This is a genomic window from Veillonella sp. 3310, from assembly GCF_003999875.1.
Taxonomy (GTDB): Bacteria; Bacillota; Negativicutes; order Veillonellales; family Veillonellaceae; genus F0422.
In genome coordinates this window covers 161,887-175,265 of the sequence record NZ_RQVJ01000001.1, presented here as the reverse complement: position 1 = coordinate 175,265, position 13,379 = coordinate 161,887, and the positions used below count along the sequence as shown (strand labels likewise).

Sequence of the window (13,379 nt, the reverse complement as noted above, 5' to 3'; positions counted from 1 at the left end):
CTTACTTATAGTATAGCATGAAATGATGAAATTTTACAGAAAATTATTCTTCCACGTCCATGATAGCATTGTGGTACACATCTTGTACATCATCCAAGTCTTCCAACATATCCAATATACGTTGCATATTCACTGCATCATCACCTGTTAATTCCATATTTGTATCTGGAACCATTGTGATTTGTGCCATATCTGTTGCAATGGATGCTTCTGCTAAGGCAGCTTCTACGGCATCGTAATCATCAGGTAATGTATAAATAACGAATACATCATCTTCTACTTTGATGTCTTCTGCACCAGCATCAAGAGCCAATAATGTTAATGTTTCTTCATCGTTGCCCTCTTGTGGAATAACGAATACACCTTTGCGTTTGAACATCCAGTTAACGGATCCACTTTCACCTAGGTTGCCACCACGTTTAGAGAAAGCATGACGAACGTCAGCTGCCGCACGGTTACGGTTATCTGTCATTACGTCTACAAGGATAGCAGCGCCACCTGGGCCATATCCTTCATAGGTAATTTCTTCATAGTTGTTCGCATCACCTGCACCGGCACCTTTGTCGATAGCACGTTGAATATTGTCCTTAGGAATGTTATTTTCACGAGCTTTTTGTAACGCCAATTTCAAGCGCATATTGCCTGTTGGATCGGTACCACCAGCTTTTACAGCTACTGTGATTTCACGGCTAATTTTTGTGGTAATTTTTGCTTTTAATGCATCATTTTTACCTTTTCTATGTTTAATATTTGACCATTTAGAATGTCCTGACATTGTGTCCTCCTATTTATTCCACCACGCTTCGCCTCGTAAGCGGTCTAATATAATTGATACAGCACTACGAACAGACAGATGATTGTAGTCTCCATGTCCATAGATTGGTTCAAGGATATAGTCGAAATCTTCCATTGTTTCCTTCGTCATACCATACCCCGTTCCAAATAATACTACCACAGGACGGCTCTCACTTTCAAGTGATTTACGGAGCGAGGCGTAGGTAATCGTATTATCATAGGTTCGTGCATCCGTGGTACACACGATCGGTGTCTGCCCTTCTAGTTCCGTCACCATATCGATAGCTTGTCGAATAGAATTGACTAGTTCCACGTGTTTGAAAGCATCCTTTCTATCTGGGTTGTAGGTACTGCCAAATCCTGTTTTCCAATGACTCATGACAGTTTCTGCCAATTCACGCTGGCTAGGTACATTGTGAATAATGAAATACCGTTCTACATCATAAGTTGTGGATGCTCTGGCAATATCGTGGATATCGTAGTTCGTGATAGCCGTCGTAATCACCTCACCATGCTTATTCATAATGGGATAATGAACGAGGCCAATATATAAATTCGCCATTTAATTCCTCTTTTCCTCTGTGAAAGTAGACTGACCTAAGATTCTTTCTAATAACGCTTGCTCTTCTTGAGATGTGGATTTTTCTAGCAATCGTTGCAATGCTTTTACTTCTTCTGCTGTAAAGTCTCGTACTAATAAATCACTTCGCAAATATGCGGTCCGTCGTAACGATTCTTCCAATCGCCACTGCTCAATATTTTTATGATGACCGCTCAGCAATATATCTGGCACTACCATACCTCTATATTCCTGCGGTTTTGTATATTGTGGACACTCAAGTACAGGATGATAAAATGAATCTTCTATAGCCCCTGAGGTTGCTCCTAAAACGCCGGGAATCATGCGAGCCACAGCATCGGCTACCACCATAGCTGGTAATTCACCGCCAGTTAACACATAGTCACCGATAGATATAGTTTCGTCCACCAAATGTTCTTCCACTCGATAATCTACCCCTTCGTAGTGTCCACAGACGATAACAAGCTGATCATAGGTGGCTAATTCTATCGCTTTTTCTTGTGTAAATGGCGCCCCAGTGGGCCCCATAAACACAACATGACGTTTATGATTCGCCTTTGTACTACGATGTTCTTCGATAGGCATTTGCAAGACATGCTCTACTGCCTCAAAGAGAGGAGGTGCTTTCATAAGCATACCAGCGCCACCACCATAAGGAGTATCGTCCACTTGACCATGCTTGCTATGAGAAAACTCCCTCGGATTTGTCACTTTCATCTCTAATCGATTCGCTTGTAAGGCACGTTTGATGATGGAATGTGTAAAAAAGGCATCAAAAAACTCTGGGAATAACGATATAATATCTATTTTCATGGGGCAGTACACCTCCTTTCTTTAGAAAATTATCTTAATCATTAAACAACCGATGCAATTATTTTAGTTATGATATAATATGCAGATTTGCAAAAAGGATGTTCTATTAATCGATTTACACCAAAATATATACAACAATTTATAACTATGAGTCCACTTATCGGACAATATATCTATAAATTGACGATACTATTTGTCACCGTTAGATGAGACAACAATTGATCTTCTTCATCAAAAATATTGATTGTCCACACATGGTTTCGACCACCCTTATGCAATAATTGACCTCGTGCTATTACATAACCATTACATCGTTTCGCTCTTACATGGTTAGCCGTTATCGATTGACCTACAGCTACTTTTTCTTCAGCTAAACCTAAGTCTGTGTTATCTTTACTAGATGTAAATTCTTGTGCCAAGATAGCATTTGATGCCATGCCAGCTAATGCTTCTCCATAAGCAAGGTACACGCCGCCGTTGACGAACCCAAAGGGTTGTGCATGAAAGGATGACAGTCTCATAGTGCTTTGAAAGGCCCGTCCAGCACAGTGGAATGTCTCTATTTGTAATTGTTCTAATAAAGAGGCTGTTCTTTCTTTCATACTATGTCCTTTCACATCTTTATATGTAGCATCAAAATGTCTTATATAGATAACACACAAGTAAATCCATTATTTCATAATAGAATAGATGAAATTCCTACCTACTATCAATATTACCTTATCCATGTTTGAGACAAGAATTGATTAACTCTTGTCTTAGGATTTTTCCCATACTATTTTTCGGTAACATGTCATAATACACGATTCGCTTTGGCACTTTGTACTTTGCTAAACGACATTGCAAATACTCAATGATTTCTTGTTTTGTGCGACTTGTCACCACACATAGGATAGGTACTTGTCCCCACTTAGAATCAGGGACAGGAATAACTGCACATTCTTTAATCCCATTCATCTCGTATAAGACATCTTCGATTTCCTTAGGGTAAATATTTTCGCCCCCAGAAATGATGATATCTTTTCTACGGTTTAATAGATATAAAAATCCATCATCGTCTACATAGCCAATGTCATCTGTATTAAAAGCACCTGCAATAGGCTCTTTATTAAGGTATCCTTTCATCAGCATCGGTGATGAAATCCACACTTCTCCTACCCCTTCTTCATCTGGGTTTCGAATCTCAATGGTAACACCATCCAGCGGATGCCCTACCGATGCTAGTTTAGAAGGATGTTCTCGAACACTGAATGTCGTACTTTGTGCAAAGGTTTCTGACATACCATACGTCTTATACACAGGTAAGTTTCGCCCTACGCATTCTTGTAACAGTGGCATAGGAATAAACTCACCACCTAAAAGTATGGCCCTTAACTTCGGCGCTGTGATTTGGTCCACTATACGTTGTAATACTGTAGGTACCAAGGATACCATAGTAACTTCTTCTTTTTCTAATGCCTCTAGTACAATTTGCTCCGAGAACTTTTCACGAATCGTCGCTCTCGTACCATTATATAAAGTACGCAAAATAATAGATAAGCCGCTCACATGAAACATAGGGAGTACTACAAGCCAATTGTCATCTTCCTCCACGCCTAGCACTTTAGCAGAAGCTTTTACATGGGCCTCAATCTGCGACCATCGTACAGGCACTGATTTGAATTTGCCCGTTGTAGCACTGGTATTGATAATACAAAATACTGTATCATTCGCTGAATTCCACGTTAGATTACCATCACAATCTGTAGAACCTTCAACACCTCTCTGACGCCCATAATTACCTATAAAAGAGTCCATGCCATCAATTTCTTCGTTATTTATTTGAGTAGATGTATGTTTTACATTATTAGATTTCTCTTCCTTGACATTTTCACCGCTATATATAGGCAAAATAGGCTTGAAATCAGTATCTATGCATGGTGAAAAACACAAATACTGCAAATCCCCTTGACTATGACTGTATTCAGAACTAGAAACATCTCTAATCTCTATGTCACATGCTTCCATCTGTGTTCGCAATACTTGCGCCATTTTTTCCGACACTAACAAGGTGCGAACGTCAGTACTTTTCATTTGTTCTGTTACTTCTCGTTCTGTTAGGTTAGTATTCAGCAACACGATTTCTATGCGCAATACAGATAAAGCAAATAGGTGTATCGCCATGGATACAGAATTTTCTGCCCATAAAGCAATACGACTCTCTCCTCGAAGATGAGGAGCGAGTCGTTTTGCTGTAGCTATTGTTAGAATATACACATCTCCATAGGTAAGTTCATTTAAGAAACACTTATCTCTATGTGTGTGTGCTCGATCATATAACCACTTCATAACCTAAGCCATTAAGGGAATTTAGGGAATTGTTTAAAGTTAGGTTTACGTTTTTCTTTAAATGCATCACGACCTTCTTTACCTTCATCAGTTGTGTAGAACAGTAAAGTCGCATCCCCTGCAAATTGTTGTAAACCAGCCAAACCATCTGTATCCGCATTGAAAGAAGCTTTCAAGAAACGAAGTGCCATTGGAGATAATTGAAGAATTTCTTCACACCATTTCACTGTTTCTGCCTCTAATTGATCAAATGGAACCACTGTATTCACAAGACCCATATCTAATGCTTCTTTTGCAGAATATTGACGGCATAAGAACCAAATTTCACGAGCTTTTTTATGGCCCACTAAACGAGCTAAGTAACCAGCACCGTAACCAGCGTCGAAGGAACCTACGCGAGGGCCTGTTTGACCAAATTTTGCATTTTCAGATGCGATGGAAAGGTCACACACGATGTGCAACACGTGACCACCACCGATTGCAAAACCATTCACCATAGCGATAACAGGTTTTGGAGTGATGCGTATCAAATGTTGCAAATCCAACACATTTAAACGAGGAATTTTGTCATCCCCTACATAACCGCCATCACCACGAACACGTTGGTCACCACCGGAGCAGAACGCTTCTTTATCTTCTCCTTGACCGTGGTTAGCACCAGTTAAAATGATAACGCCTACTTCTGCGTCTTCACGAGCAATCGTGAAAGCATCGATTAATTCCATTACTGTTTTAGGGCGGAATGCATTGCGCACTTCTGGACGATTAATTGTAATTTTTGCAATTCCATTATATGTTTCATAAATTACATCTTCGTAATTACGATCTAATACTTTCCAATCGAATTGACTCATAGTTACCTCCAAAATGATTAGCTATTGTCTAAATACTCTACAAAATATTATATCAAAACTATAGAAAAATTTATAGCACTTCTACATACTTGGTACAGCTCGATGTGCCATGGCTACCGCAATTTCATCTAAATGCAATACGCCGACCCCTAAATAGATAGCTACACTTAGATGTTCTTGACTACGTGCAATGCCTACCTTGCCACCTACATTGAGACCGACACATTTATTTTTTAATTGCTCTAAGGCTTGAGCCGTAGCCCCTACGACAGCACCTTTGCTAACATGGTTGTCATGAATTAACTCTTGTCGTTCCGCTGCTACAACGGCCCGTTCAATAATTTTAGGAATAATCTCTGTGAAAGCCCCTCCAAAATCTACGGCACAGCTACGAATCCCAATATCTTCAAACTCTTTTCGTAGCGCCATCTCTTCTGCACGACTTTCAGAAATAGCCACATGCAATGCAGCTCGCCCAACGCCAATACTTGTTTTTTCCATACCCTATATCTCCTGTTAAGAATTATTCATATTCTTAAGTATACAGTATATTAAAGTATGTTACCATCAATTTTTTATAGACTGCAGTATCTCTACTTTAACTATGCTCTTCTGTGGATGTAATGTTCTTTTCAACGAAAAAATAGCTGCACAAACATTTTGCACAGCTATTTTATAGGTATTGCAAATATTCAAAAACAATGTAAAGTATGCTGCAACTTATTAATTTGTAATATTAAGCTATGACATTGATTTCATATAAGAAAACGCTCGAAAAACGCTATAACCTGGTAAATTTATAATACATATACATACCTTATAAGTTTCGATGTCACTTACCTACTGCTTCTACCATAGAACGAACGTAGTTATATAATTCTTCTTCCCCAGTTGCTCCCCACTCACCAATTTGTTTCACAATAGCACTACCTACAATAGCACCATCAGATAGTGATGCCATTGTCTTTGCTTGTTCCGGTGTGGAAATGCCAAAACCTACGGCTACTGGAATATCTGTGTATTGTCGAATCTGTTGTACGATGCTAGCAATGTCTGTTTTGATGTCACTGCGCATACCTGTTACACCAAGAGAAGACACACAGTACACAAACCCTTCTGCTTGACTAGCTATCTCCTCAATCCGTTGCTCTGAGGTAGGTGCAATTAAAGAAATGACAGAAACTCCATGGGCCTTCGCTTGATGGCTTAGTTCTTGTTTTTCTTCCAATGGGCAGTCTGGCACAATGACACCTTGTATGCCCACTTCTTCACAGCGTGTCATGAAACTTTCAACACCATACACATAGATAGGGTTCAAATAGGTCATGAACACAAGAGGGATGGTCAACGCATCATCACCGGTACGCAATCGTTGAACCATCTCAAAAATATCATCTGTAGTAACCCCTGTGGATAGTGCACGCTCACTAGCTGCTTGAATGACTGGACCTTCTGCAACAGGATCAGAAAAAGGAATGCCAATTTCAATTAAACTTGCTCCTGCTTTTGCCATAATACGAATGTATTTCTCTGTTGTAGTAATTCCTTGGTCACCGGCTGTAATGAAAGGGATAAATGCTTTCTTTGTGAAAGCCTGTGCGATTGTTATTTTATTCATGTAAGTTCACCCCTCTATATCTCGCCATAGCTGCTACGTCCTTATCACCACGTCCAGATAAGCAAATGATGATACTTTCATCAGGACTTAGAGTAGGTGCCAATCGCATAGCATGTGCCACGGCATGAGCACTTTCAATGGCTGGAATAATTCCCTCCATACGAGAGAGATATTCGAAGGCATCCACTGCTTCATCGTCTGTAATCGGCACATATTGAGCTCGGCCACTGTCATGTAAATAAGCATGCTCTGGACCTATGCCTGGATAATCTAATCCAGCGGAAATAGAAAATACTGGTGCAATTTGCCCATAAGAGTTTTGACAGAAGTAGGATTTCATTCCATGGAAAATACCTATCGTACCTTTAGTCATGGTCGCCGCATGTTCTTCTGTATCGATTCCTTTGCCAGCCGCTTCACAACCGATAAGTTGCACACCCGCATCTGGAATAAAATGATAGAACATACCAATCGCATTGCTACCACCGCCAACACAAGCTAATACAACGGCTGGTAATTTACCTTCTTTTTCTAAAATTTGTTCTCTTGCCTCACGACTGATGATGGACTGAAAGTCACGTACCATCATAGGAAATGGATGAGCGCCCATAACAGATCCTAATACATAATGCGTGTCTGCCATACGGTTAGTCCATTCTCGCATCGTTTCAGATACAGCATCTTTTAATGTACCAGTACCAGATGTAACAGGATGTACCTTGGCACCTAATAGCTCCATACGATATACGTTTAAAGCTTGTCGTTCACAGTCTTCTTGGCCCATGAAAATTTCACATTCCATCCCCATTAACGCTGCTACTGTGGCAGTGGCTACACCATGTTGACCGGCACCCGTTTCTGCAATCACTCTCGTTTTACCCATTCGCTTAGCCAGTAACATTTGGCCTAGCACATTATTTAATTTGTGGGACCCTGTATGATTTAAGTCTTCCCGTTTTAGATAAATTTTAGCGCCACCCAAATCTTTTGTCATTTGTGCTGCAAAATATAGCAAGGACGGACGCCCTGTGTAGGACACATGTAAATCTTCTAATTCCTTTATAAAATCCGGATCGTTTTTATAGGTTTCATAGGCTTCTTCAAGTTCAATTATGGCATTCATTAATGTTTCAGGCATAAATTGTCCACCAAATTCACCAAAATAGCCATGGCGATGTGTTGTCATTCTGTATCTCCTCATCTATGTGTTACTGTCTTAATTAATTGTGACATAGTTCTAATTGTATTGGCATCTTTTTGGCCATTTCTTTCTAAGCTACTACTCATGTCGAGCCCGTACGGTTGTAATCGTCGAATGGCACGAGCTACATTGTGTAATCCTATACCTCCTGCTAGATAGTATGGGACATGCACATCATCTAATAATGACCAATCGATGGTCTTGCCTGTGCCTCCACGCTCGTCCCTAGAATAGGCATCTACTACCAATCCATCGATGGGCGCTTGCTCCCATGGCAAAATATCTTCTTTACCTTGCAGTTGGATGGCTTTCCAAATTTGAATGGATCCTAATTGTTCTTCCTCTAGGTGGTTTCGTAACGAGTCAATGTAGGCTATATCTTCATCTCCATGTAATTGGACCACTGAAAGTGGTACCGTCTTAGCAACCTCTACTACATTCGATAGCGTTTCATTCACAAATACGCCTACACATGAACTGCATGTGTCACAACTTGTAGTTTGTAAACTACCTTGCAAAGTTCTTGCAATGGAATGAGCTTGTTCTATACTCACTTGTCTCTTACTAAGAGCAAAGACGAAACCAACATGATCTGGTCGTGTCTCCCCTAAAACTGGAACTGTATCTTCTTGGGATATGCCACAAAATTTAACCTTCACCGCATAACTAGGTTGAGTAACTTCTTCTATTGCTGGTGCACTGGGTGCCTCTAAGTTGAATATTTCTTCTGTTCCTAACACACCTCGTTCTGTACTAGTATGTATAGAACGTTTCGGTCTAATCGGCCCATATAACTCAGCCAATTTCGCCACTTTATCTGTAGAGCGCATAAAGCTTTCGCCCATAAGGGCAGCTTGAATCTTGTTATCTCGTAAACATTGGATATCTTCTGCCGTGTCTAGGCCACTTTCAGAGACAAAAATTACGGAATCATCCACTAAATTACGTAAGCGAATGCTGTTGTTTACATCCACTGTGAAATCTTTTAAATTACGGTTATTCACACCAATAATGCGTGCTCCCATCTTAGCAGCTCGCAACACTTCCCTTTCATCGTGAGCCTCTACTAAACACGATAGTCCTAGGCTATCTGCCAGCTTATGAAAGCGTGCCATTGTTTCATCATCCAAGATAGCGGCTATGAGTAATATTGCTGAGGCGCCCCATAATTTTGCTTCATAGATTTGGTATTCATCGATGATGAAGTCCTTCCGAAGTACAGGAATATGTACAGTTGCTGCAATTTCTTGTAAATACTGAGGGCTACCTAGGAAAAAATCTGGTTCTGTCAAGACAGAAATCGCTGCTGCCCCAGCCATTTCATAGTCTTTAGCAATGTCTAGATAGGGAAAATCTTCTGCAATAATTCCTTTTGAGGGAGACGCTTTCTTCACTTCACATATAAAATTAAAATCTAATTCTTGTAATGCCTGTTCAAAAGGGAAGTCCTTCGTGATTGGCATTCTTTCTACTCGCTGTTGCAACTTTGATAAGGGCAGCTTGACTTTTGCTTCCTTAACACGTTTTTCAGTAGCAGCAACTATTCTATCTAATATCATAACTATCTCTATTTCTATCCAAATATTTTTCAATAACCTTATTAATAGTATGTATATGCCAAATTGATATCTGTAGCATCCATATAGCTAAATGATATCCATATAATTCCTAAATCTACACTATGTATCTACAAAGATAACTAAACAAGGTTTAGAATATCTTATTCCTATAGGATAGCTCCAACTATATAAATACAACTACACTCTATTATGCATTTTTCGATGCTTTCACAAATTTTGAAAGCGCCTCTGCACCCGCACCGGAATACAACAGTTCTTCTACTGTTTTGAAAGCACTTTCTAAGGTTACCTCTCCATCTTTAGCTAAGTAGTATGCCATGCCCGCATTTAAAATCACAGCGGTAGCACGACCGCTTTTATCTTTACCTTCTAATAAAGTGCGTGTAATCTCTGCATTTACCTGTGCATCTCCGCCTACAAGTTCATCCGCTGTGGCATAAGTAAAGCCGTAATCCTTAGGATCCAATTCATAGGTCTTGAACGCTCCATGATTGATTTCACACACTGTCGTTGTCCCTGTGGCGGTAATTTCATCTAGTCCATCACTACCATATACAACAGCACCACGATGAACGCCTAAGTTAGACAAAACATGTGCCAAAGGTTCTACTAAGGACCGATCGTACACACCCATGAGCTCTACTGTAGCTCCCGCAGGATTTGCCAAGGGTCCTAAAATATTAAATACTGTTCTAACCCCCATAGCTTTTCGTACAGGACCTGCATATTTCATCGCTTCATGATATACCGGAGCAAACATGAAGCAAATATTGGCTTCTTCTAAAACCTTTTTATTCTGCTCTCCATTGAGTTCTAGTTTCACTCCCAATGCTTCTAGCACATCTGCGGCACCACATTTACTAGATACACTACGATTCCCATGCTTAGCGATAGGAACTCCTGCGGCCGCTAGTAAAATCGCCGATGTTGTAGAAATATTAAATGTACTACTGCCGTCTCCTCCAGTACCTACGATTTCTACCACTGTATTATCATGTGGCACAGATCCGGCTTTTTCTCGCATGACTTCTGCAAAGGCGGTAATCTCTGTAACGCTAGCTCCCTTTGCTTGTAAACCGCCTAAGAAAGCTGCCATAGGCACTTCTTGTACATCGCCGCTCATAATAGCGTTCATCGTAGCTTTTGCCACTTCATATGGCATATCTTGTCCCTCTGTGACGAGGCGTATTGCTTGTTGAATCATACTCTATCTCTCCCTTATATAATCTTATGATGTTCCAAGAAATTCTTAACCATTTGCGTTCCTTGCGGTGTCAAAATAGACTCTGGATGGAATTGTACTCCGTAAATCGGATGCGTTCTATGTTCCATAGCCATAATTTCTCCGTCTTCCGTACGAGCCGTTACCACTAGTTCATCTCCTAGGGTATCTTCTAGAACTGCTAAGGAATGATACCGTGCTACGGGGAACTCTTGAGGAATATCTTTCCATAATATGGATGGATAACATTGGGTAGCTACGCTTTGTTTGCCGTGCATGACTTCTTTCGCATATCCTACAGTGGCTCCGAACACTTCGCCCATGGCCTGATGGCCCAAACAAATGCCCAAAATAGGAAACTCACCTTGGCATGTTTCAAGCAATTCTTCATACACACCTGCATCCTTTGGTCGACCCGTTCCTGGTGAAAGGATGACACAGTCAGGTGAAAGCTCTTGAATTTCTTTCACTGTCATTTCATCACTGCGGATGACCTTAATATCTTTTACTAGCGAGCCAATTAATTGATAAATATTGAAAGAAAAACTATCGTAATGATCGATAAGTAATACCATATTACACCTCCTGTGCCAATGTGATGGCTGTTACCATAGATTGTGCTTTGTGGATAGTTTCATTGTATTCATTTACTGGAACACTATCTCGTACAATGCCACCACCGGAACGAACAAAGACCCGTCCTTCTTTCGCCATGGCCATGCGGATGCCAATACATACATCCATATTGCCGGAGAAATCTAAGTATCCTACAGCACCACCGTAGACACCACGAGGACTTTTCTCTAATTCTTGTAGAATCTGAATGGCACGAATTTTAGGAGCCCCCGATAAAGTGCCTGCCGGTAAAGTAGCACCGATAGCATCTAAAGCATCAAACTCTTCTCGCAATGTTCCTTTCACAGTACTCGTTAAATGAATCACGTGAGAGAACCGTTGTAATTGATGTAACGCTTCTACTTGGACGGACCCGAACTCACAGACTTTACCAATGTCGTTACGTCCTAAATCGACGAGCATATTATGTTCTGCTAATTCTTTTTCATCTTTGCTTAACTTAGCCTCTTGCGATCTATCTTCCTCTTCATTCTTGCCCCGTGGCAGTGTACCCGCAATTGGGAATGTATAGACGCTTCTATCTTGCAATTTCACCAATGTTTCCGGTGAAGCTCCCGTTAATTCTACAGACTTACCACTCATATAGAACATATACGGAGATGGATTCATCGTTCTTAGTACACGATAAGCATTGAGTAAACTTCCTTTGAATTTTGCTTCTCTACGATTGGATACGACGGCTTGAAAGATATCTCCTTCCGTGATGTAATGTTGTGTTTTTCGTACTACTTCTTGGTATTCTTCGGAAGTAAACTCCGAGGTGAATTCACTTTCTAATACACCTCGCTCGATTTGAGCCTCTTCGCCTTCTTTCACTAGGTCTGCTAAGGCTTGCAATTCCAATTGGGTACGCTCGTAATTACGTTCAATATCGTCTGTACGTACATGACCGATGATATAGATTTTATTTTTATAATGGTCGAACGCAATGACTTTATCAAAGAGCATAAGGTCCACATCGTTAACCATGCTCGTGTCTGTATCACTGATGTGTTGCTCCAAGGTAGGTTCTAAGTATCGAATGTATTCATAGGCAAAGTATCCTACAAACCCACCTGTAAAAGTTGGCAATTCTTCTACCCTAGGGCTTTTATATTGACCCAATATATTTCGAATCTCTTCCGCAGGGTTATGGCATGTGAAAGTACGTGTCATATCGCCCTTGATCGTCATAGTATGATTTTTGCATGTTACTTCCAACAATGGATTATATCCTAAGAAGGAATATCGCCCCCAGTGATGGGTGTTATCTGCACTTTCCAATAAGAATGTATGAGCGCTCACCTTTTTTAAAGCTTTCAGTACAGAAATAGGTGTGCGTATATCCGATAATAATTCTACATAGACCGGTACGATATCATAGCCTTGTCCTAATTGCTTTACCGTTTCTAATGATGGTTTCATAAGTCCTCCTGCAATAAAAAAACTCGCCCTAGACGTAACTGTCAAGGACGAGTTCATATGCCAAATAACTGCACTACTGAGCAGAAAGATTCATATAAATCGCGGTACCACCTTGTTTGAATGCATGCATTCCCCTTTGCAGGATACTATCATATCCCTCACGATTAACGCTCATGACACGTTATGCTATACTAAGACGTATTGTCCGTTCCCCATACCCTCGGTGGTCCATTTAATAGACTGCGTTCTGCGGGGCTCTCAGCTACCCCCACTCTCTGGAAGTGCACGTTCTATTTTTACCTCCACCTCATCGGTTTATTAGGCGAGTATTAAATTATGTAACTATAC

The 13,379-nt window shown here is 40.5% G+C and carries 13 protein-coding genes; all 13 read right to left on the bottom strand.

The window, feature by feature from the left end:
- Nucleotides 1-43: 43 nt before the first annotated feature.
- Complete coding sequence (locus EO127_RS00875; protein WP_127447619.1) at nucleotides 44-775, bottom strand: YebC/PmpR family DNA-binding transcriptional regulator; 732 nt, start codon at nucleotides 773-775, stop codon at nucleotides 44-46.
- Between the two features lie 9 nt (nucleotides 776-784).
- Nucleotides 785-1,357: an RNA methyltransferase gene (locus EO127_RS00870; protein ID WP_127160908.1), complete on the bottom strand. Its 573-nt coding sequence runs from the start codon at nucleotides 1,355-1,357 to the stop codon at nucleotides 785-787.
- Nucleotides 1,358-2,188: a tRNA (guanosine(37)-N1)-methyltransferase TrmD gene (trmD, locus tag EO127_RS00865; RefSeq protein ID WP_127447618.1), complete on the bottom strand. Its 831-nt coding sequence runs from the start codon at nucleotides 2,186-2,188 to the stop codon at nucleotides 1,358-1,360.
- Between the two features lie 173 nt (nucleotides 2,189-2,361).
- On the bottom strand, nucleotides 2,362-2,790 hold the full coding sequence (locus tag EO127_RS00860; protein ID WP_127447617.1) for a PaaI family thioesterase: 429 nt from the start codon (nucleotides 2,788-2,790) through the stop codon (nucleotides 2,362-2,364).
- Between the two features lie 118 nt (nucleotides 2,791-2,908).
- Complete coding sequence (menE, locus tag EO127_RS00855) at nucleotides 2,909-4,516, bottom strand: o-succinylbenzoate--CoA ligase (protein WP_127447616.1); 1,608 nt, start codon at nucleotides 4,514-4,516, stop codon at nucleotides 2,909-2,911.
- A gap of 11 nt (nucleotides 4,517-4,527) precedes the next feature.
- A complete protein-coding gene (menB, locus tag EO127_RS00850; protein ID WP_009352753.1) occupies nucleotides 4,528-5,370 on the bottom strand; it encodes a 1,4-dihydroxy-2-naphthoyl-CoA synthase in 843 nt (280 codons plus the stop codon).
- A gap of 81 nt (nucleotides 5,371-5,451) precedes the next feature.
- On the bottom strand, nucleotides 5,452-5,871 hold the full coding sequence (locus tag EO127_RS00845; RefSeq protein WP_127447615.1) for a HutP family protein: 420 nt from the start codon (nucleotides 5,869-5,871) through the stop codon (nucleotides 5,452-5,454).
- 331 nt (nucleotides 5,872-6,202) lie between these two features.
- Nucleotides 6,203-6,988: a tryptophan synthase subunit alpha gene (gene trpA, locus EO127_RS00840; protein ID WP_127447614.1), complete on the bottom strand. Its 786-nt coding sequence runs from the start codon at nucleotides 6,986-6,988 to the stop codon at nucleotides 6,203-6,205.
- Nucleotides 6,981-8,174 carry a tryptophan synthase subunit beta gene (trpB, locus tag EO127_RS00835; protein ID WP_127447613.1) on the bottom strand — a complete coding sequence of 398 codons (1,194 nt, stop codon included), beginning with the start codon at nucleotides 8,172-8,174 and terminating at the stop codon, nucleotides 6,981-6,983. The genes trpA and trpB overlap by 8 nt, the downstream gene beginning before the upstream one ends.
- An 11-nt stretch (nucleotides 8,175-8,185) precedes the next feature.
- Nucleotides 8,186-9,748: an indole-3-glycerol phosphate synthase TrpC gene (trpC, locus tag EO127_RS00830; protein ID WP_127447612.1), complete on the bottom strand. Its 1,563-nt coding sequence runs from the start codon at nucleotides 9,746-9,748 to the stop codon at nucleotides 8,186-8,188.
- 208 nt (nucleotides 9,749-9,956) lie between these two features.
- Entirely contained in the window at nucleotides 9,957-10,973 is a 1,017-nt protein-coding gene (trpD, locus tag EO127_RS00825) for an anthranilate phosphoribosyltransferase (RefSeq protein WP_127447611.1), read from the bottom strand.
- Between the two features lie 14 nt (nucleotides 10,974-10,987).
- Nucleotides 10,988-11,566 carry an aminodeoxychorismate/anthranilate synthase component II gene (locus EO127_RS00820; RefSeq protein ID WP_127447610.1) on the bottom strand — a complete coding sequence of 193 codons (579 nt, stop codon included), beginning with the start codon at nucleotides 11,564-11,566 and terminating at the stop codon, nucleotides 10,988-10,990.
- A gap of 1 nt (nucleotide 11,567) precedes the next feature.
- Nucleotides 11,568-13,031, bottom strand: a complete 1,464-nt coding sequence (locus tag EO127_RS00815; protein WP_127447609.1) for an anthranilate synthase component I family protein — start codon at nucleotides 13,029-13,031, stop codon at nucleotides 11,568-11,570.
- Between the last annotated feature and the right edge of the window lie 348 nt (nucleotides 13,032-13,379).